This window comes from Negativicutes bacterium, from assembly GCA_018052945.1.
In the GTDB taxonomy this organism is placed as follows: Bacteria; Bacillota; Negativicutes; order JAGPMH01; family JAGPMH01; genus JAGPMH01.
The window spans coordinates 1,491-22,331 of sequence record JAGPMH010000014.1 but is presented as its reverse complement, the minus strand read 5'-3'; the positions used below and the strand labels follow the sequence as shown (position 1 = coordinate 22,331).

Annotated in this window: 20 protein-coding genes and 1 riboswitch; all 20 genes read left to right on the top strand. The window is 33.1% G+C overall.

The features are described 5' to 3' along the window. The first annotated feature begins 13 nt into the window (after positions 1-13). Positions 14-640 (top strand): guanylate kinase, encoded by a 627-nt coding sequence (gmk, locus tag KBI38_03700; protein ID MBP8629171.1) that lies wholly within the window; start codon positions 14-16, stop codon positions 638-640. Continuing rightward, positions 633-839 (top strand): DNA-directed RNA polymerase subunit omega, encoded by a 207-nt coding sequence (locus KBI38_03695; GenBank protein ID MBP8629170.1) that lies wholly within the window; start codon positions 633-635, stop codon positions 837-839. The genes gmk and KBI38_03695 overlap by 8 nt, the downstream gene beginning before the upstream one ends. Positions 840-848: 9 nt before the next feature. After that, entirely contained in the window at positions 849-2,054 is a 1,206-nt protein-coding gene (gene coaBC / locus KBI38_03690) for a bifunctional phosphopantothenoylcysteine decarboxylase/phosphopantothenate--cysteine ligase CoaBC (protein ID MBP8629169.1), read from the top strand. Positions 2,055-2,098: 44 nt separating this feature from the next. Beyond that, a riboswitch (SAM riboswitch) is annotated at positions 2,099-2,189 on the top strand. Between the two features lie 58 nt (positions 2,190-2,247). Beyond that, the gene (gene metK, locus KBI38_03685; protein MBP8629168.1) at positions 2,248-3,441 is read left to right on the top strand and encodes a methionine adenosyltransferase; all 1,194 of its coding nucleotides are present in this window, start codon (positions 2,248-2,250) and stop codon (positions 3,439-3,441) included. Between the two features lie 62 nt (positions 3,442-3,503). Beyond that, positions 3,504-5,906 (top strand): primosomal protein N', encoded by a 2,403-nt coding sequence (gene priA, locus KBI38_03680; protein MBP8629167.1) that lies wholly within the window; start codon positions 3,504-3,506, stop codon positions 5,904-5,906. A gap of 68 nt (positions 5,907-5,974) precedes the next feature. After that, positions 5,975-6,430: a peptide deformylase gene (gene def, locus KBI38_03675; GenBank protein ID MBP8629166.1), complete on the top strand. Its 456-nt coding sequence runs from the start codon at positions 5,975-5,977 to the stop codon at positions 6,428-6,430. 1 nt (position 6,431) lies between these two features. After that, the gene (gene fmt, locus KBI38_03670) at positions 6,432-7,367 is read left to right on the top strand and encodes a methionyl-tRNA formyltransferase (GenBank protein MBP8629165.1); all 936 of its coding nucleotides are present in this window, start codon (positions 6,432-6,434) and stop codon (positions 7,365-7,367) included. A 10-nt stretch (positions 7,368-7,377) separates the two neighbouring features. After that, positions 7,378-8,127 (top strand): DUF116 domain-containing protein, encoded by a 750-nt coding sequence (locus KBI38_03665; protein MBP8629164.1) that lies wholly within the window; start codon positions 7,378-7,380, stop codon positions 8,125-8,127. Between the two features lie 12 nt (positions 8,128-8,139). Beyond that, a complete protein-coding gene (gene rsmB / locus KBI38_03660; GenBank protein MBP8629163.1) occupies positions 8,140-9,474 on the top strand; it encodes a 16S rRNA (cytosine(967)-C(5))-methyltransferase RsmB in 1,335 nt (444 codons plus the stop codon). Positions 9,475-9,486: 12 nt separating this feature from the next. Then, positions 9,487-10,527, top strand: coding sequence for a 23S rRNA (adenine(2503)-C(2))-methyltransferase RlmN (gene rlmN / locus KBI38_03655; GenBank protein ID MBP8629162.1), 1,041 nt, complete (start codon positions 9,487-9,489; stop codon positions 10,525-10,527). 11 nt (positions 10,528-10,538) lie between these two features. Further along, positions 10,539-11,021 carry an FHA domain-containing protein gene (locus KBI38_03650; GenBank protein ID MBP8629161.1) on the top strand — a complete coding sequence of 161 codons (483 nt, stop codon included), beginning with the start codon at positions 10,539-10,541 and terminating at the stop codon, positions 11,019-11,021. Positions 11,022-11,059: 38 nt separating this feature from the next. After that, positions 11,060-11,770: a Stp1/IreP family PP2C-type Ser/Thr phosphatase gene (locus KBI38_03645; GenBank protein MBP8629160.1), complete on the top strand. Its 711-nt coding sequence runs from the start codon at positions 11,060-11,062 to the stop codon at positions 11,768-11,770. Between the two features lie 19 nt (positions 11,771-11,789). After that, positions 11,790-13,649, top strand: a complete 1,860-nt coding sequence (gene pknB, locus KBI38_03640) for a Stk1 family PASTA domain-containing Ser/Thr kinase (protein ID MBP8629159.1) — start codon at positions 11,790-11,792, stop codon at positions 13,647-13,649. 10 nt (positions 13,650-13,659) lie between these two features. Continuing rightward, on the top strand, positions 13,660-14,532 hold the full coding sequence (rsgA, locus tag KBI38_03635; GenBank protein ID MBP8629158.1) for a ribosome small subunit-dependent GTPase A: 873 nt from the start codon (positions 13,660-13,662) through the stop codon (positions 14,530-14,532). 1 nt (position 14,533) lies between these two features. Further along, complete coding sequence (locus KBI38_03630) at positions 14,534-15,181, top strand: ribulose-phosphate 3-epimerase (protein MBP8629157.1); 648 nt, start codon at positions 14,534-14,536, stop codon at positions 15,179-15,181. A gap of 145 nt (positions 15,182-15,326) precedes the next feature. After that, positions 15,327-15,782, top strand: a complete 456-nt coding sequence (locus tag KBI38_03625; protein ID MBP8629156.1) for an ACT domain-containing protein — start codon at positions 15,327-15,329, stop codon at positions 15,780-15,782. 17 nt (positions 15,783-15,799) lie between these two features. Continuing rightward, complete coding sequence (locus KBI38_03620) at positions 15,800-17,086, top strand: homoserine dehydrogenase (GenBank protein MBP8629155.1); 1,287 nt, start codon at positions 15,800-15,802, stop codon at positions 17,084-17,086. Positions 17,087-17,124: 38 nt separating this feature from the next. Then, positions 17,125-18,030 (top strand): homoserine kinase, encoded by a 906-nt coding sequence (locus KBI38_03615; protein MBP8629154.1) that lies wholly within the window; start codon positions 17,125-17,127, stop codon positions 18,028-18,030. Positions 18,031-18,164: 134 nt separating this feature from the next. Continuing rightward, positions 18,165-19,403: an aspartate kinase gene (locus KBI38_03610; GenBank protein ID MBP8629153.1), complete on the top strand. Its 1,239-nt coding sequence runs from the start codon at positions 18,165-18,167 to the stop codon at positions 19,401-19,403. Positions 19,404-19,551: 148 nt separating this feature from the next. Further along, a complete protein-coding gene (locus KBI38_03605; protein ID MBP8629152.1) occupies positions 19,552-20,793 on the top strand; it encodes an aminotransferase class I/II-fold pyridoxal phosphate-dependent enzyme in 1,242 nt (413 codons plus the stop codon). The last annotated feature ends 48 nt before the right edge of the window (positions 20,794-20,841 follow it).

The window sequence follows — 20,841 nt, the reverse complement described above, 5'->3', positions numbered from 1 at the left end:
AGGAGGATTGTTTATGCAACAAAGTGGCATATTATTTGTTTTATCGGGCCCATCTGGTGCTGGTAAAGGAACTATTTGTCAAGAGTTATTACGTCAGATACCGAATTTGCAATATTCAGTATCAGCAACAACCAGAAAACCACGATTAGGCGAAACTAATGGTATTAATTATTGGTTTAAAGAAAAAGATGAATTTGAGGAAATGATTAAAAATGACTTGTTGTTAGAGTATGCTGAAGTTTATGGCAATTATTATGGTACGCCAAAAGAACAAGTTTTAAAAATTTTAAAATCAGGTAAAAATGTAGTGTTAGAAATTGATCCTCAAGGAGCAATGCAAGTAAAAGCAAAGTTTCCGGAGGGAGTTTTTATTTATATCTTGCCACCATCATTAGATGAATTAGCAGCAAGAATTACTAAAAGAGGTACTGATTCTAAAGATAGTATCAAGAAAAGATTAGCGGCAGCTACTGAAGAAATACAATATGCTCTTAAATACGATTATGTCGTAGTTAATGATAAAGTTGAAACGGCAGTAGATAGTATTGCTACTATTATTTCAGCCGAAAAATTTAATTCTAAGCGTAGAAAAAAAATCATCTTAAATATATGCGAAAGTGAGAAATTAAAACATGATTAATCCTTCATTAGATATCTTAGTAACAAAAGTTGACAGTAAATATACCTTGGTAGTGTTAGCTGCTAAAAGAGCAAGAGAGTTAATGGATGGTGCTACTTTAACCGTAAAAAGCAAATCAAATAAAAAAGTAACTAATGCTTTAGAAGAAATTGCTCAAGATTGTATTTCTTTTGAAAGAACAAAAACCGGCATTAAGTAGGAGGTTGTTATGTTAACAGGAAAAAATATTCTTGTTTGCATTAGTGGTGGTATTGCTGCTTATAAAGCCGCTGATATCGTTAGTAAACTGCGCAAGAGTAAGGCTAATGTTAATGTCATAATGACAGAAGCTGCTACTAATTTCATTACACCTTTGACACTTAGAGAGTTAAGTTGTAATCCAGTAGTGGTTAGCATGTGGGAAAAAGTAACAAATTGGAACGTTGAGCACATTGCTTTAGCCAGTAAAGCCGATTTGATTTTAATTGCTCCAGCTACCGCTAATATCATTGGTAAACTTGCGAATGGCATAGCTGATGATATGCTGACTACAACCGTTATGGCTACAAAAGCACCGGTCTACATAGCGCCAGCAATGAATACTAATATGTATCAAAATCAAATTGTTCAAGATAATATTACTAAATTATCACATTATGGTTATAATTTGATAGAGCCTGAATCAGGAATGTTGGCCTGTGGTATTGAAGGGCTTGGTCGCTTGCCCGAACCGGAAAAAATCGTTACAATTGTAAAAAATCATTTTAAAATAGATTCTCAAGCTTTAAAAAATAAAAAAATTCTTATTACCGCCGGTGGAACGATTGAACCATTAGATCCAATTCGTTACATTGGCAATAGATCTAGTGGTAAAATGGGCTATGCAATTGCTAAAGAAGCCGTTTTGCGTGGCGCAGAAGTTGTATTAGTCTCAGGTCCGACTGCATTGCCGGCACCGGAAGGTGTTAGGTTAATCAGCATCGAAACTGCGGCTCAAATGCGTAAAGCTGTTTTGCGAGAATTTAATGATACTGATATAACAATAAAGGCAGCAGCAGTTGCCGATTATCATCCACGCAATGTTTCTGATATTAAAATCAAGAAAAGTGATCAATCTATGACTGTTGTCTTGGAGAAAAATCCTGATATTTTAATGGAGTTAGGTAGTATTAAAACTGCGGAACAATTATTAATTGGATTTGCCGCAGAAACGAATGACTTAATTAAATATGCAAAAAGTAAAGTGGAAAAGAAAAATCTTGACATGATTATTGCTAATGATGTATCCTTACCAGGAGCTGGCTTTAATTCTAATACTAATATTGTTAAAATATTATATAAAAATGGTACTGTTGAATCATTAGAGAAGATGTCAAAACATAAACTAGCAAGCATCATTATCGATAAAATAATTTCATTAAAAGATAATGCTTGATTTTTTGATGATTTTCATTTAAAATTGCAATAGAAAAATTAAATAACTCATCAAGAGTAGTGGAGGGACTGGCCCAATGAAGCTGCGGCAACCATTGAATTTTCAAAACGGTGCCAATTCCTAATAAGATGAGAGTAGCTAAAAAATTACTCTCTTTATGAGAGTTTTTTTATTTATAAATTTAAGGAGGAATATTGTGAGTAAAAGTGTTTTATTTACATCAGAGTCCGTAACAGAAGGCCATCCTGATAAGATTTCTGATCAAATTTCAGATAGCGTATTAGATGCTATTTTAGCAAAAGATCCAATGGGTCGTGTTGCTTGTGAAACCCTAGTTACAACTGGGTTAGTACATGTAGTCGGGGAAATAACAACTAATTGCTATGTTGATATACCGAAAATAGTAAGAGAAACAATCCGTGAGATCGGTTATACCAGAGCTAAATTCGGCTTTGATGGCGATACTTGTGGTGTAATGACATCAATTGGCGAGCAATCAGCTGATATCGCTATGGGTGTTGATAAAGCAAAAGAAGCAAAAGACGGCGAAATGGAAGATTCAATCGATGCTATTGGTGCTGGCGACCAAGGCATGATGTTTGGTTATGCGACCAATGAAACTCCAGAATATATGCCACTTACTATTTCTTTAGCACATAAATTATCACGTCGTTTGTCAGAAGTTCGCAAAAATGATACATTATCATATTTACGTCCTGATGGAAAAACTCAAGTAACAGTGGAGTATGTTGATGGCAAACCGGTAAGAATTGATGCCATTGTTATTTCAACTCAACATGGTCCGGAAGTTGATTTAAAAACTATTGAAAAAGATTTGATGGAACATGTAATTAAGCCGATTATTCCGACAGAATTTTTAGATGAAAATACTAAATATTATATTAATCCAACTGGTCGCTTCGTAGTAGGGGGACCACAAGGTGATGCTGGTTTAACTGGTAGAAAAATTATTGTTGATACTTATGGCGGAATGGCGCGTCATGGTGGCGGAGCATTCTCCGGTAAAGATCCTACAAAGGTTGATAGATCTGCAGCTTATGCGGCGCGTTATGTTGCTAAGAATGTAGTTGCGGCAGGACTTGCAGAAAAATGTGAAATTCAATTAGCATACGCAATTGGTGTAGCAAAACCAGTTTCAATTATGGTTGAGACTTTCGGCACTGCTAAAGTTGCTGAAGCGGTAATTTCTACTTTAATTGCAAAACATTTTGACTTAAGACCAGCTGGTATCATTAAATCTTTAGATTTACGTAGACCAATTTACAAGCAAACAGCAGCTTATGGTCATTTTGGTAGAACTGATTTAGATTTACCATGGGAACGTACTGATAAAGCTGATGTTTTAAAAGCTGAAGCTGGATTATAATTAGTTATAAAATCTACAAAGGGACTCATTAGAGTCCCTTTGTTAATTCTATGGTGAAGTTAATGAAAAAAATTGCACAGATTTTTGTTAATACAACAGTTAAAAGCATTACCAAACCATATACTTATCATATTCCAAGCGAATTAAGTTTTCTTGATGTCGGTTGGCGTGTTGTTGTGCCTTTTGGCAAACAAAAAATGGAAGGGTTCATTGTAAAAGTTGAAGAAACTAATGATGCTGATAATTTAAAATCAATTATTGAAACGATTGATAGTCAACCGTGGTTTGATAATAATATGTTAGAAACTGCAAAATGGATTTCTAGTTATTATCTATGCTCCTTAGTCGATGCATTAAGATTGTTTATTCCCGGTAATAGTGGTATTAAGATAAATATACTATATAAAATTGCCGAAAATGTTAATTTTAATGCTGATTTTTCTGCTTTTAAGTTTAATGAAATTTTACAATATATAATAAAGAGTAATAAGGCTTGGTCGTTGCTAGACTTATCAAAAGTATTTTTACATTATGATTGTAAAATAGCATTAGATTATTTAATAGAAAAAAAATTATTAGTGAAAGAATATGAAATAAAAAATAAAGCTAATATTAAAGTCGAAAATATTATAAAACTAAACCCTAGTTTTATTGAAGATAAAAACTTTTTCAAAAACAAGCCAGCACAGCAAAAAGTTTTGAATTATTTAGCAAATAAAGATATTTTAACGACAGCTGAGCTTAAAATTTTGAAAATTTCGCGCGATACTATTAATGCTTTAAAAAAGCATAATGCTATTATAATTGAAGAACACAGAGTATTGCGCAATAGTTATGATGATTTAGTAGGTTCAAAAAAAGAGATAACTTTAAATCCCGAACAATCTCAGGCACTACTATCACTGAATCATGCTTTAACCCAACAAATATATGCACCGTTTTTACTATATGGCATTACCGGTAGTGGCAAAACTCAAGTTTATATTGAAATAACGAAAAAGGTTATTAAGTCTGGCAAACAAGCGATTGTACTAGTTCCAGAAATTGCGTTAACAAGTCAAATAGTGAAAAGATTTAAAGCTGAATTTGATAGCGACGTCGTTGTAATTCATAGTAAGTTATCAATTTCCGAAAGAAATGATGTTTTCACTAGAATTCGGACCAAAGATGCTAATATTGTTATTGGTGCTAGATCAGCGGTTTTTGCTCCGGTTGTAGATTTAGGCATTATCATTATGGATGAAGAACATGATTTTTCTTATAAGCAAGAGGAAAGCCCTAAATATAATACTGTCAATGTAGCACAACAGCGTCTAAAGCTTAGTAACGGTTTATTATTATTAGGTAGTGCAACTCCGGCATTAAATACTTATTTCGCAGCACTTAATAAGAAGATAACATTACTGAAGCTATCGCAACGAATTGATAATAGTGTTTTGCCAGCCGTTAATTTAGTTGATATGCGCGATGAGTTAAAAAAAGGCCGAAGAAAAATAATTTCCCATGATTTACATAAATTAATTTCTTCAACTTTAGCTGTCAATGAGCAGATAATTTTATTATTAAATCGACGTGGTTTTTCAACCTTTATTTTATGTCGTGAATGTGGTTATGTTATGACCTGTGATAGTTGTGCCGCAACGTTGGTTTATCATAATTCCGGTAAGCTTCAATGTCATTATTGTCATAAACCAAAAGTTATTCCTGATATTTGTCCCAAATGTTCTAGCCGTTATATTAAATATTTTGGGACTGGAACTCAAAGACTGGAAGAAGAATTGCAAAAAGAATTTCCACAAGCAAAAATTGCTCGTATGGATTACGATACAACTAAAGGGAAGTTTTCTCATGATAAAATAATCAACGATTTTAAAGAAAAAAAGTTTGATATTTTATTAGGAACGCAAATGGTAGCAAAAGGGCATGATATAAAAAATGTTACTGCTGTTGGTATTATTAGCGCAGATTCAGCCTTAAACATTCCAGACTTTCGTTCGGCTGAACGAACTTTTGCACTTTTAACGCAAGCTGCTGGTAGAGCCGGGCGTGGTGAAATTGAAGGAAAGGTCATCATTCAAACCTACAATGCTAACCACTATGTTTTATTGGCTAGTAAAACTCATGATTATGAAGCATTTTATCAAGAGGAAATATTATATCGAAAGCAACTAAATTATCCACCGTTTACTAAGTTAATCAAACTAACATTTTACAATCAAGAAAAAAATATAGCTCAAGAACAAGCGCAAGCCTTAATAAATGAGCTTAGAAGTAATATTAATCTTGAAGAAACTGATCTTTTAGGACCATTTACACCGCCGATTGAAAAAATAAATAATTTATACCGATACAATATTTTAATTAAGGCTCAGTCTTTAGACAGTGTAAAAAAATATTTAACTGCTATTGATATTAGTAGTAGAGCAAATATCAGTATTGATGTTGATCCAATGAGTATCATTTAACCATAAATAGCTTTTATTTTTAAAATATGATAAAATTTTAATATTGATATTAATTATAGGAGTGTAATATGACTGTATTAGAGGTTAAAAAAGCAGGGGCACCGGTTTTGAAAGAAATTGCTAAACCTGTTACTAAAATAGATAAAAAAATAAAAAAACTACTGGAAGATATGGCAACAACAATGTATGACGAAAATGGTGTAGGTTTAGCAGCACCACAAGTCGGAGTATCACTAAGAGTTGTGGTCATTGATACCGGCGAAGGATTAATCGAAATAATAAATCCTAATATCATAAAGACAGAAGGCGTAGCCTGTGATACTGAAGGATGCCTTAGCATCCCTGGAATTTTAGGGGAAGTAGAACGAGCGGCAAAAATAACTGTGGAATTTTCAGACCGAAAAGGTAAAATTAAAAGAATTAATGCTGAAGGCTTATTGGCACGTGCGTTTCAACATGAAATTGATCATTTAGATGGCATCTTATTTATTGACAAAGCCAAAACGATCTCGAAAGGGAAATAATATGAATAATTTAAAAATTGTTTTTATGGGTACACCTGATTTTGCTGTCCCTTGTTTGAAAACTTTAAATGAAAACTATGAAGTTATAGCAGTAATTACTCAACCAGATCGTCCTAAAGGACGGGGGCAGAAATTAACGCCATCACCAATTAAAGAATATGCCTTAGAACATAATTTAACTGTTTTACAACCAGAAAAAATTAAAACTTCGGAAACTGAAGAACAGTTGAAAAAATTAGCACCGGATCTAATTGTAGTAGTAGCTTTTGGACAAATTCTATCAAAGGCTATCCTTGATATCCCCCAATTAGGATGCATCAATGTTCATGCATCGTTATTGCCAAAATATCGTGGAGCTGCACCAATTCATTGGTCAATTATTAATGGTGAGACAAAAACAGGGATTACTACAATGTATATGGATGTTGGTCTTGATACTGGTGATATGATTTTAAAAGAAGAAGTATCAATTTCCGCTAAAATGAATACCGGTGAACTGCATGATACTTTAATGAATATTGGTGCAAAAACTCTATTGCAAACAATTAAACAAATAGCAGAAGGTTCAGTAGTACGAAATAAACAAAACGATGCAAAAGCGTCTTATGCACCATTACTAACCAAAGAGTTAGAAAGAATAAACTGGCTGTTACCGGCACAGGAAATTTATAATTTAGTACGGGGCTTAAATCCTTGGCCCGTTGCTTTTTCAATATTTAAAGGAAAAAAATTAAAAATTTGGCAAACAAAAGTTATTGATAATGTTACTATTGGTGAAATTGGAACAGTTTTATCCTTAACAGAAACTGGTTTTACAGTACAAACCGGTAAAGGGATTTTAGAAATTTTAGAATTGCAACCTGAAAGTAAACGTAAAATGACCGCAAAAGATTTTGTTTGTGGCAATCAAATTTCAATTAATGACAAATTAGAATAAAGGTGAAACAATGTATAAACCTAAAAAAAGATTGTTTATTGCTCTTATTTTATTAAGCCTTGTTTTTATCATTTTTTGTGCTTATGCTGCCTGGAAAATAAGCTTTAGCGGTTTGTATGATATTAATGAAATACTACCATTTTTCATAGCCGGAGGACTTATCTTAATTTTTTTAATTGTTTCCTTAGGGTTATTAGGAATGATTTTGGCAATTATTGGCTGTCCAACTTTCTCTTTTTTTAAAAGACAAGCATGGACAGCAATTAATTTATTATTTCCTTTGGCAGTTATGTTGGGAAAACTATTTGATATTAATAAAGAGAAAATTGAGTCTTCCTTTATTGAAGTAAGTAATCAAATAATTAAAAATAGACATATTAAGGTGCAACCGCATGAGCTCTTGGTTCTAACACCGCACTGTTTACAGCTTGAAGATTGTCCGCACAAAATAACAAGAGATACAAATAATTGCAAAGAGTGTGGCAAATGTCAAATTGGGGCTTTGAATATTTTAGCAAAAGAATTGGGCTTTAATTTTGCTGTAGTAACGGGTGGAACGTTAGCTCGACAAATAATAAAAAAATTAAAACCAAAAGCTGTGTTAGCAATAGCCTGTGAACGTGATTTAACTAGTGGAATACAAGATATCTATCCACTACCAGTAGTTGGGGTGTTAAATATAAGACCGGATGGTCCTTGTAAAAATACAAGAATTGATGTAAAACTTGTTAAAAGTGCAATTATTCAATTCTTAAAATGAAAAGGTGATTAAATGAATCCAAGGGAAATAGCCCTTAAAATTATTAATGATGTTAATACAAACTCAGCTTATGCTAATATTTCTTTAGATCGTGAAATAAAAAAACATGAGTTAGTGTCAGATCAAGATCGTCGATTTATTACAGAATTGGTATATGGAACCGTTAAAGCCGGTAAAACAATTGATTGGATTTTAGGAAAGTATTTATCGCGTCCACTGAAAAAAGTATCTCCTATTATTCAAGACATTTTGAGAATGGGTATATACCAAATTTTTTTCATGTCTAAAATACCGCCCTCGGCCGCTTGTAATCAAGCAGTAGAATTAGCTAAAAAATATGGTCATTCGGGTACGGTTAAATTTGTTAATGGAGTTTTACGCAATGCTGTAAGATCTCCGGAAAAAGCACAATTCCCGGATAGAAATACCGATCCGGAGTTGTTTTTAGCACTAACTTATTTTCATCCACAATGGCTAATTAAGCGATGGATAAAAAAATTAGGATTTACTGATACTGAAAAGCTTTGTATTTTTAATAATTCTGCTCCACCGTTATGTTTGCGTACTAATACTTTAAAACAAACTAGAGCAGAACTGTTAAAAATACTAGCAACAGAAGAGATGGAAGTTATCGCATCAACAGTAGTACCGGAAGGTATTATTTGCTTAAAACATCCTAACTTATCAAGTTTAGAGTCATTAAAACAAGGCTTATTTCAAATTCAAGATGAAAGTTCAATGTTAGTTGCACATATTGTTGCACCAACAGAAAATGATATTATCATTGATGCTTGTAGTGCTCCTGGTGGGAAAACAACACACATGGCAACACTAATGAACAATACCGGTAAAATTATTGCAACTGATATTTATCAACACAAATTAGATAAAATAAAAGAAAATGCTACTAAGCTAGGATTAACTAATATTGAGCCAACATTACTAGATGCAAAATTATTACATACGCAGTATCAAAATTTTGCCGATAAAGTTTTAGTAGATGCACCTTGTTCAGGACTAGGTGTTATTAGACGTAAACCAGATTCAAGATGGCGCAAGGAGGAAGAGTTAATTAAGGAATTACCAACATTACAACAAGAAATTCTTAATAGCGCCGCTAAGTGTGTAAAACCGGGCGGAGTATTAGTTTATAGTACTTGCACAACGGAAGAAGAAGAAAATCAAACTGTAATTTATCAGTTTTTACAAGATAATAAAAATTTTCAACTTGAAGTAACCGGACAATTTTTACCAATAACAAAAACAACGCAAGAATTAATTCAAATTTGGCCTCATAATGATAAAATGGATGGATTTTTTATTGCAAGAATGAAACGCAATAACTAAAGGTGATAATAAATGACAAATATATTTGGTTATACTTTGCAGGAACTCGAAAGTTTTTGCAAAGAAAATAGTATTGAAAAATATCGTGCTAAGCAAATTATAAAATGGTTATATCAAGACCAACTGGAAGATTTTACAGCAATGACTAATCTACCATTAAATCTTCGCACAAAACTAACTGAACTGTGTGTTATTGATAAACCAATTTTAAAAGAACAATTAGTTTCTAAAGATAAAAAAACAATTAAATTTTTATTTATGTACAGTGATGGCAATACTGTTGAGACAGTGTTAATGCGTCAATCCTACGGCAATAGTGTTTGTGTATCTTCTCAAGTTGGCTGTGGAATGAACTGTACCTTTTGTGCTTCTGCGGTTAATGGATTAACACGCAATTTAACAGTAGGAGAATTATTAGCACAAGTTTTATATATTAATAAGTTATTGCAAGATAACTATGCTGAAAGAATAAATTCAATTGTAATTATGGGTTCTGGTGAACCGATGGCTAATTACGATAATGTTTTAAATTTTATTAAATTGTGTCATGAAAGTTACACACTAAATTTAAGTTATCGTAGCATTACTTTATCAACAGCTGGTTTAATTCCTTATATTGAAAAGTTGGCCACTGAAGAATTGCCCATTACTTTATCAATCTCATTACATGCACCAAATGATGATATAAGAACAATGTTAATGCCTATCAATACAACTTATTCAATTCAGCCTTTGATTTTAGCAGCTAAAAATTATGTAGCAAAAACTAATCGACGCATAACTTTTGAATATATTCTAATAAAAGATTTAAACGATCAAATAAACCATGCCAAAGAATTAGCAGTATTATTAAGGGGGATTTTAGCAAACGTTAACATCATTCCGATTAATCCTGTTAGTGAAAAAGGCTATCAGCGACCAGCGAATCAGCACATAAAGTTATTTGTTGATACTTTAGAACAAAATCATATTAACGTTACGATTCGAAGAGAAATGGGTGTTGATATTCAAGCAGCTTGTGGGCAACTTCGCAATAAACATCTATTAAAATAAAGGAGCTTTTTATGTTAAATAAGCTTAAGTCTTTGTTGCAAAATAAGGTAAAGCATAAAAACAAACTATATCAAGAGGCTTATATAGAAAGTAGCACTGACATTACTGCACAAACAATCATCGTAGCAGATGATCAATTTAAAACGTTAGTCTTTTCAAAAGATAATATAACGGCCACAAAATCCATTACCGTAAAAAAAACAGCCTCGTTGTCTATCATAGAAGGTGATGACCAAGGTTTTAAATTAAGTATAGGATCAAGCCGAATTAATATTGGCAGAAGAAAAACTAATGAATTGCCACTAAAGGATATTAACAGTTCAAGACTACATGCTTATATTTTATTTCAAAATAGTAAACATGTCTTGTTTGATGCCTCCAGTTTAAATGGAACTTTTCTTAATGAAGAAAAAATTACTGAAGTAGCTTTAAACCATGGCGATATTTTTAAAATTGGCAATACCAGAATATTATATGAAACAGTATGTATATAGCTTTAAGATAATTAATAATATTTTAAGAGGTGATTACTTTGCTAGCATTCGCCAAAAGTGATATTGGCTTAGTTAGACCAATCAATGAAGATAGTTTTGCCTGTATCTCACCTGATTTTTACGTGGTAGCCGATGGCATGGGTGGGCATTTAGCAGGTGAAATTGCTAGCCAATTAGCTGTTGAAACAATTAAAAAAATAATTTTACACAATGAAACTGACAGTACTGATTTTACACAATTATTGAAGCATGCTATTAATACCGCCAACAAAGAAATTTTAGCGAAAGCAACTATTAATGACTCCTATAATGGAATGGGAACTACGGTTACCAGCGTACTGATTAAAAATGAAACAGTCTTTTGGGGACATATTGGTGACAGCAGGTTATATTTAATCCGCAATAAAACATTAACGCAATTAACTAACGATCATTCGTTGGTCTGGGAGTTATTAGAACAAGGGTCTATCAATAAAGAAGAAGCACAAAATCATCCTCAAAAGAACGTTTTGACTAGAGCTGTCGGAATTGAAGAAACGATTAATATTGAAACCGGCTCTTTAAAACTATTTCCTGATGATATGTTATTACTATGTACTGATGGCTTAACTAATATGGTTAGTACAGAACAATTATTGGAAGCAATATTGAATGAACAGAATTTAAAGTTAGTACTTGATTCTTTATTTGAAACAGCCTTAAAGGCTGGTGGGACCGATAATATAACTGCAATTTTAGTAAGATATTAAATATTAAGGAGGTTAGATAATGTTAAATCGTATCCTTGATAATCGCTATACAGTGTTAGAGCATATTGGTGGTGGTGGCACTGCTGATGTTTATCGTGCTCATGATAAATTATTAGATCGCTTTGTAGCGATTAAAATGTTACATCCGCAATTTGTAAATGATAGTGACTTTAAAACTCGTTTTAAGTATGAAGCACAAGCTGCTGCAAAATTGTCACATCCTAATATTGTTAATATCTATGATGTTGGTAGTGATGGGGATAAAAATTATATTGTAATGGAGTTTGTTTCAGGTGAAACTTTAAAGGAAAAAATAATGCGTGAAGGCATTTTAAATATTGCTGATGCTCTTAAAATTACTACTGATATCGCAGAGGCATTAGAACATGCTCATCAAAATAATCTTGTGCATTGTGATATAAAACCACATAATATTCTCTTAACAACTACCGGGAGAGTTAAAGTAACTGATTTTGGGATTGCTAAGGCCATAACTTCGACAACGATGAACCACGGAAATACAGTCTTAGGTTCGGTTCATTATTTCTCACCGGAGCAAGCACGCGGGATTTCTGTAAGTGCCAAATCCGATATCTATTCACTAGGGGTTTTATTGTATGAAATGTTAACTGGTACTGTTCCGTTTAAAGGTGAAACACCAGTCAGTATTGCTCTAAAGCACTTACAAGATGAACCAATACCAGTGCGTAAACATAATGAATTAATACCACCGATGGCTGAAGCAATTGTTAGTAAGGCTATGGAAAAAAATCCAGAAGATCGCTATGACAATATATCAGCTATGATCAAAGATTTAAATTTAGTACAAAATTACTTTAATAGTCGTTATAATAAACCCATTGCTGAGGATGAATTTGCAACTCAAATTATTCCAATTCAAAAACAAATTCAAGAAGAAAAAAATACAGCCTTTGATTTTAAGAAATTTTATCATAAAAATCGTACAAAAGTTATTTTAATGCTAGTCTTATTATTATCCGTAGGCTTCTTTATTGGATCATTTTTAGCTTACGGGAAGTTTTGGAGCAATGCTGAGGTAAATGTTCCAAGTGTTGTAGGCATGCAACTTACTTCGGCAAAAACAATGCTGGAGGATGCTAATTTAAGAGTAAATGTCGCTGAAACTTTCGATCCTAAGGTTCCGGTAGGTTCTGTAGTTTCACAATATCCGGAAGCGGGCTCCATTGTAAAAGAGCAACGCTTAGTAACCATTTATATTAGTAAAGGTGGAGAAATGGTTACTATGCCTGATATCAGAGGCTTAACTTTAAAAATAGCACAAGGAAAATTAGGGGAGCTTGGTCTGAAAATTGGAAAAGTTGACGAAGAATTTTCTGATCAACCGGCTGAAACTATTTTAAGTCAAAATCCTAAAGCTTCCGGTCAAGTTGCCAAGGGTTCAGCTATTGATATTGTTATTAGTAAAGGTGTTAATAATAAAGTGAAGTTAGCTGATTTTAGAGGAAATAAACTAGAAGCAGTAACCAAACAATTAGAAAGTTTAAAACTAAAGGTTGGCAATATTACAGAAGTCAATGACAATAACTCAGCAAATGGTACTATTTTAGGGCAAAATCCTGCGCCAGGAACTGAAGTAGATGAAAATTCAAATATTGACTTTACAATTGCTAAAAACAGTCAGCAAAAAACAGCAATGGGAGTAATTACTTATACCATTCCGGAAGGTGCAGCCAAACAAGCTGTACAAATTGTTGTAACTGATAATGATGGTCGCCATATTATTTATGAAAATATTCATAAGCCTGGTGATAAAATTCAAAAACCGATTGAATTAAATGGGCAAACTAGAGCTCAATTATATCTTAATGGCTCGCTAGTTTTAGAAAAGATACTATGAGGTTAACAATATGACAGGAATAATAATAAAAGCTTATAATGGCTATTATTATGTAAAAGAGGGTAATAAATTAATAGCTTGTAAGTTGCGTGGAAGATTAAAAAAGAACCGATTTTCCTTAGGCGTTGGAGATAAAGTGGACTATACTATATTAGAAGATGACAATGGTATTATCGAAGAAATATTACCACGAACAACTTTACTCGAACGCCCCTTAGTCGCAAACGTTGATCAAGTCATTCTAACGTTTGCCGCCATTAATCCTAATATTAACTTTAATTTGTTAGACAAATTTTTAATATTAGCCGAAAAATCAGCCTTAGACATTATAATTTGTATTAACAAAGTTGATTTAGTTGATACTGCGCAATTACAACAAAAGCTTTCCGTGTATTATAATATTGGTTATAATATCATAATGGTATCAGCTGAAAGTTGTTATAATATTGAAAACCTAAGAGCTAATTTAAAAAATAAAATATCAGTTTTTGCCGGTCCTTCCGGTGTCGGAAAGTCTTCAATTTTAAATGCAATTAGTCCAACACTAAAATTAACAACGGGTGGACTTAGTGAAAAAATAGCTCGTGGGAAACATACTACTAGGTATGCAGAATTATTAACGTTGGACGAAAATTCCTTTGTAGTAGATACACCGGGGTTTAGTTTTACAGAATTTGAACATATCTTAGAAACTGAATTGCCATATTATTTTCCAGAATTTACTCAGTTCATTGGACAATGTAAATTTAACACTTGTATTCACGATAAAGAGCCAAATTGTGCGATCAAAAAGGCTGTTGAAGAAAAAATAATAACCATTGATCGCTATAATTCTTATCTGCAAATTCTCAGTGAAATATTAAAAGCAAAGAAGGTTTATTAAAATGATAAAAGTAGCTCCCTCAATTTTATCCGCAGATTTTTCAAAATTAGGCGAAGAGATAATAAAAATAGATCAGGCTGGTGCTGATATGATTCACATAGATGTTATGGATGGACATTTTGTGCCAAACTTAACTTTAGGTGCACCAATAGTTAAAGCGTTAAGAACGGTAACAAAGTTACCCTTTGATGTTCACTTAATGATTAATAACCCCGAGAACTTGATTGATGATTTTATAGCAGCTGGCGCTGATATTATCACTATTCATATTGAGGCGGCCAACCATTTACATCGTCTAGTACAAAAGGTTAAAAGTAGTGGGGTTAAAGTAGCCGTCTCATTAAATCCTGCCACGCCATTAAATACTTTAGAAGAAATTTTACCAGAGTTAGATATGGTTTTATTGATGAGTGTAAATCCTGGTTTTGGGGGACAATCTTTTATTCCGGCAACTTTAAATAAAATTGCCAGACTAAAAGAAATGATTGATGCAAAAAAACTTAAGATTGATATTCAAGTTGATGGTGGTATTAATTTAGAGACTGCCCCCAAAGTCATCAAGCATGGTGCTAATATTTTAGTAGCCGGTTCGGCAGTATATGGTTCTAATGATATAAAAGGTACTATTGCCCAATTAAAACAACAATAAAATATTAAAGGACTATCAAATGATTTATTTATCTTGATAGTCCTTTAATATTTAATCTATTTTTCTTGTATTTTATTAATAAACAATGTTATAATGTCTACTGTATGTAGATTGTTATCCATTCTCAAAGTACGGAGGCGTTTTTATGCATAAAGAACAATCGGGTTTTTATCTGGTTAGAGAAGAAATATTACCTGAAGCTATAAAGAAAACTATAAAAGTTAAAGATATGTTAAAACGAGGCGAGGCAAAAACAATTAATGAGGCTGTAGAAAAAATGGAACTAAGCAGAAGTGCTTATTATAAATACAAAGATTATGTATTCCCATTTTATGAAGCCAGTCGTGATAAAATTGTTACACTTGCAGTATTATTAGAGCATAAATCAGGAGTTTTATCACGTGTTTTAAATACAATTTCCGCTGATTGTGGTAGTATTCTCACCATTAATCAAGGAATACCGCTTCAAGGGGTTGCTAATGCGACAATATCGATTGAAACAGCAAAATTGGCAATTGACTTAGAAGCATTATTAGATAAATTGCGCATGGTTGAAGGTGTAAAGCGCCTAGAAGTATTAGGCCAAAGCATTATGCCATAAGAAAGGATTGGTAAATTATGAGTAAAACTATTAACATCGCTTTATTAGGACTAGGGACAGTTGGCCAAGGAATTGTTAATGTTTTAAAAGAAAACAATCACGAAATCTCACAAAAGGTAGGATTTCCGATTAACATAAAAACAGTATTAGTTCGTAATATTGAAAAAGCTAAGGCGTTTGATGCGAACTTAAACTTAACGACTGATTTTTCAGATATTATCAATGATGCTGAAATAAATATTGTTGTAGAAGTAATGGGGGGCGAAAACCCAGCACGACAATATATGCTCCAAGCACTACAAGCAAAAAAACATGTTATTACCGCTAATAAAGATGTTGTCGCTCTACATGGTAGAGAAATGTTTGAAGCTGCCACTGCTCATAAAGTTGACTTTATGTTTGAGGCCAGTGTTGGTGGAGGAATTCCGATTATTAGACCGTTGAAGCAATGTCTAACGGCTAATAAAATTACCGAAGTAATGGGTATCGTTAACGGTACTACTAATTATATGCTTACTAAAATGAGCAATGAAGGTATGGATTATAATCAGGTTTTAAAAGAAGCACAAGAAAAAGGCTATGCTGAATCAGATCCAACAGCTGATGTGGGCGGACTAGATGCGGCTAGAAAATTAGCAATATTATCATCAATTGCTTTTAATACCAAGGTATCTTTAAATGATGTTTACGTGGAAGGTATTACCAAAATAACACCTGATGATATCAAATATGCTAAAGAATTAGGTTATGTTGTAAAATTATTAGCAATTGCTAAAGACAATGTCGATAACGGTATTGAAGTTCGAGTTCATCCGGCTTTTATCAGTAATAAGCATCCACTATCTTCTGTTAACGATGTATTCAATGCTATTTATATTAATGGGAATGCCGTTGGTGAAGCAATGTTTTATGGTCGTGGCGCCGGTTCATTACCAACTGCTAGTGCCGTTGTAGCTGATGTAATTGATGTTGCTCGTAACATTGTTCATGATATGAGCGGTAGAATTCTCTGCACCTGTTTTGAAGATAAAAAAATTGCCTCAATTGATGAATCGATTTCTTCTTATTATATTAGACTTTTAGTAAAAGACGAACCAGGCGTATTAGCCTTAATCGCCGGAGCTTTTGGTGATCAAAAAGTTAGTTTAGGTTCAGTTATTCAAAAACAAAAACTAAATAATCAAGCTGAGTTAGTACTTTTAACTGGTGCGATTAGTGATGTCAATATTCAAAAAGCACTTACTAATATTAAATCCTTAAACGTTGTGACTGAAGTTTATAATGTAATAAGGGTTGAAGAATAAGCTAGTCTTTAAAGTTGTAATTATCAGGAGATTTTATTATGTCAAAAACAATTAAAGTTAGAGTTCCAGGAACTTCTGCAAATTGTGGTCCAGGATTTGATTCAATTGGACTTGCTTGCAGTATTTATAATGATTTAGAATTAACTCTGTCCTCCAAAGAAGAACTTATTATTGAAATTTTCGGCGAAGGTAGTAATTACATTCCCCGTGATGAACGAAATATAATTTGGTTGGCAATAAAAAAATTATTGCAGCTTGCTAATGCTCCTTACAAAGGTGCTCATATTAAGATGTACAATAATATTCCACTAGCACGAGGCTTGGGAAGCAGTGCCGCTGCTATTGTCTCTGGCTTGATGGCTGCCAATGCAGCTATCGGCAATGTCTTTGATAAAAATAAATTATTACAAATTGCCACTGAAATAGAAGGTCATCCTGATAATGTTGCACCTGCTTTATTTGGTGGAATTACACTCAGTATTGAAAATGACGGTGATGCCAAATGCTTGTCTTTTTTACCACCGAAGCCATTAAAACTAGTGGTTGCAGTACCGGAGTTTAATTTATCAACAAAGCTATCACGAAAGGTTTTACCAGCTAAAGTTAGTTTGCAAGATGCAGTCTTTAATGTTAGTCGAACTGCTTTTTTAGTAGGTTCATTGATGCAAGGTAACTTTGAAAACTTACAAGAAGCATTGCAAGATAAAATCCATCAGCCTTATCGAATGGAATTGATTCCAGGAATGGCTGAAGTTTTTGACAGTGCCTTAAATAATGGTGCTTTAGGCGCAGCACTAAGTGGGGCTGGTCCTTGCCTAATTGCTTTTGTCGAAACAAACGAAGAAAAAATTGGACAAGCAATGGTTGAAACATTTAATAAACATAAAGTAAAATCCTCCTATTTAATCTTAGATATTGATACTAAAGGAGCTTATATTTTATAATATATTTCAATAAATTTTACAAATCAGCATTTTATCAAGGCTGTTTGCAATGAGTGTCCACTGTAAAAAAGTATTTGTTTTTTTCTGTGAAATATGCTAATATTGCATTTGTGAACAATCTTAGGAGGATGACTATGGCGTTAATAGTAAAAAAATTTGGTGGTAGTTCCGTTGCTACAACAGAAAAAATTATGGCTGTAGCAAAGAGAATTTTAGATGAAAAAAAAGAAGATGATAAAGTCGTTGTAGTAGTTTCAGCAATGGGCGATACTACTGATGATTTGCTAAAATTAGCTAAAGATATCACTGGGGATCCTTATAAATATCCTCGTGAAATAGATATGCTTTTAACCACAGGTGAACAAGTTTCAATTTCTTTATTGGCAATGGCCTTTAATATGCTAGGTCAACCGGCTGTTTCTTTAACAGGTACACAAGCTGGCTTATTGGCAAATTCAGTTCATAACAAAGGGAAAATTTTAGATATTAAACCAAACCGAGTGTTTGAAGAATTAGATAAAGGTAATGTAGTAATAGTAGCAGGCTTCCAGGGGTCAGATAAATTAGGGAACTTTGTTACACTGGGACGTGGTGGTTCTGATACTTCGGCCGTTGCTATTGCCGGTGCTTTAAAAGCTGATTCTTGCGAAATTTTTACTGATGTTGATGGTGTTTACTCTGCTGATCCAAGAATTGCCTCTAATGCTAGAAAAATGAAAGAAATTACTTATTATGAAATGCTCGAAATGGCTCGATTAGGAGCAGGTGTTATGCAACCACGCTCTGTTGAAATGGGGCAAAATTTTGGAGTACCAATCCATGTTCGTTCAACTTTTACACAAGAAACAGGTACTATTATCAGGGAGGAATATACAATGGAAGATAAAGAGTTTATAATTCGCGGGGTAGCTCACGATAATGATGTAGCAAAAATAGCTGTATTGGGTGTTCCTGATTGCCCTGGTATTGCTCATAAAATTTTTGATGCACTAGCAATTGCTAATGTTGATGTTGATATGATCGTTCAAAGTGTAAGAAATGATGAAAAAAATGTAACCGATATGTTATTTACAGTAGCTAGTACTGATTTAAATAATGCTAGAGAAATTGTTACTAATATCGCTAAAGACTTACAAGCAATTGGCGTCACTATTGACGAAAATGTTGCTAAAGTTTCGATTGTTGGTGCTGGGATGTTGGGAAGTCCTGGTATCGCGGCTGGTATGTTTGGTGCTTTAGCGACTGCCGGTATTAATATTGAAGTTATTAGTACTTCCGAAATTAGTATTTCCTGTTTAATCAAAGCTTCTCAAGTTAAAGACGCTGTAAATGCAATTCATGATAAATTTTTTCCGGTAGCTGATAAAGCTTAATTTAATTCAAAAAAAAATAAAGGTACAAAATGAGAAATAATAATTCATTTTGTACCTTTTAGTATGCATACAATTATTGTATACTAATTAATATAACTTATTAAACTATAAATTATTTTTGCTTTAAGCAAAAGGAGGATTTAATATAATGTTAACAAGTATTGCTGCCTCTCATTCTAAAGGAAAATTTGCAACTGACAAGATTTTTGGTGCCAGTGGTGCTGCAGTAAAAGCAACTGCAGAATTTGGTAAAGATAAAGTAGTGAACGCAACAATTGGAGCGATAATGGATGATAATGAAGAATTAGCCTGCATCCCCACTGTTGAAAAAGTTTTAAGAGAAATGCCAATTAATGATTTAATAAATTATGCACCGATAGCGGGACTACCTAGTTATCTTGATGCTACAATCAACTTAACTTTCCAAGATAATAAGCCTGATGCTTATATCAATGCTGTAGCAACGGCAGGTGGTAGCGGAGTAATACATCATACTATTTGGAATTATTCTGAAATTGGTGATACAATTCTTACCTCAGATTGGTATTGGGGTCCGTATACTGTCTTATGTAAAGAAGCGTTACGTAAACTTGATACTTACCAATTATTTGACGAACAACAAAATTTCAATATTAAGGCCTTTGAGTTAAAAGTTAATGACTTATTGAAAAAACAAGATTCACTGGTTATCATCATTAATACGCCGGCTCATAATCCAACAGGATTTAGTTTAACTGATGATGATTGGACAAAAGTACTCGATGTTTGTAAAACTGAAGCAAAAGATAGTACGAAAAAAATTACAATTTTAGTTGATATTGCCTATATTGATTATGCCGGAGAAAAAAATGAAACTCGTCGTTTCTTAAAACAGTTCAGCAACTTGCCTGCTAATATTTTAGGAATCTTGGCATTCAGCATGTCTAAAGGTTATACGATGTATGGTCAACGTACCGGTGCAATGATTGGGATATCTTCCAGTAAAGAAATCAGCAAAGAGTTTGCCGATATTAATCAATACACTAGCAGAGCAACTTGGTCAAATATCAATAGGGGAGCAATGCAATTGCTTGCGACGATCTATAATGATAAACAATTGCTATCACAGTTTGAAAAAGAGCGTGATGGTTTTTATGAATTAATTAAAGAACGGGCGAATATCTTTATGGCTGAAGCTAAAGAATGTGGTTTAAATATGTTACCATATCGTGCAGGATTCTTTATCTCCATACCATCATCTGATTCAGATGCTGTTTGCAATAAATTACATGATGATTTAATCTATGCAGTTCCATTAGCGGCTGGTGTTAGAATTGCTGTTTGTGCAGTACCATCCCGTAAAATTAAAGGAATGGCCGAAAAAACATTAAAAGCAATGAAAAATTGCTAAATAATAAACCCCACATTCAATAATAAACTGGACCAATAAAAACGGATA

Coding starts and splice junctions, on each gene's coding strand:
- gmk (MBP8629171.1), top strand. CDS start 14: ATGCAACAAAGTGGCATATTATTTGTTTTATCGGGCCCATCTGGTGCT.
- KBI38_03695 (MBP8629170.1), top strand. CDS start 633: ATGATTAATCCTTCATTAGATATCTTAGTAACAAAAGTTGACAGTAAA.
- coaBC (MBP8629169.1), top strand. CDS start 849: ATGTTAACAGGAAAAAATATTCTTGTTTGCATTAGTGGTGGTATTGCT.
- priA (MBP8629167.1), top strand. CDS start 3,504: ATGAAAAAAATTGCACAGATTTTTGTTAATACAACAGTTAAAAGCATT.
- def (MBP8629166.1), top strand. CDS start 5,975: ATGACTGTATTAGAGGTTAAAAAAGCAGGGGCACCGGTTTTGAAAGAA.
- fmt (MBP8629165.1), top strand. CDS start 6,432: ATGAATAATTTAAAAATTGTTTTTATGGGTACACCTGATTTTGCTGTC.
- KBI38_03665 (MBP8629164.1), top strand. CDS start 7,378: ATGTATAAACCTAAAAAAAGATTGTTTATTGCTCTTATTTTATTAAGC.
- rsmB (MBP8629163.1), top strand. CDS start 8,140: ATGAATCCAAGGGAAATAGCCCTTAAAATTATTAATGATGTTAATACA.
- rlmN (MBP8629162.1), top strand. CDS start 9,487: ATGACAAATATATTTGGTTATACTTTGCAGGAACTCGAAAGTTTTTGC.
- KBI38_03650 (MBP8629161.1), top strand. CDS start 10,539: ATGTTAAATAAGCTTAAGTCTTTGTTGCAAAATAAGGTAAAGCATAAA.
- pknB (MBP8629159.1), top strand. CDS start 11,790: ATGTTAAATCGTATCCTTGATAATCGCTATACAGTGTTAGAGCATATT.
- rsgA (MBP8629158.1), top strand. CDS start 13,660: ATGACAGGAATAATAATAAAAGCTTATAATGGCTATTATTATGTAAAA.
- KBI38_03630 (MBP8629157.1), top strand. CDS start 14,534: ATGATAAAAGTAGCTCCCTCAATTTTATCCGCAGATTTTTCAAAATTA.
- KBI38_03625 (MBP8629156.1), top strand. CDS start 15,327: ATGCATAAAGAACAATCGGGTTTTTATCTGGTTAGAGAAGAAATATTA.
- KBI38_03620 (MBP8629155.1), top strand. CDS start 15,800: ATGAGTAAAACTATTAACATCGCTTTATTAGGACTAGGGACAGTTGGC.
- KBI38_03615 (MBP8629154.1), top strand. CDS start 17,125: ATGTCAAAAACAATTAAAGTTAGAGTTCCAGGAACTTCTGCAAATTGT.
- KBI38_03610 (MBP8629153.1), top strand. CDS start 18,165: ATGGCGTTAATAGTAAAAAAATTTGGTGGTAGTTCCGTTGCTACAACA.
- KBI38_03605 (MBP8629152.1), top strand. CDS start 19,552: ATGTTAACAAGTATTGCTGCCTCTCATTCTAAAGGAAAATTTGCAACT.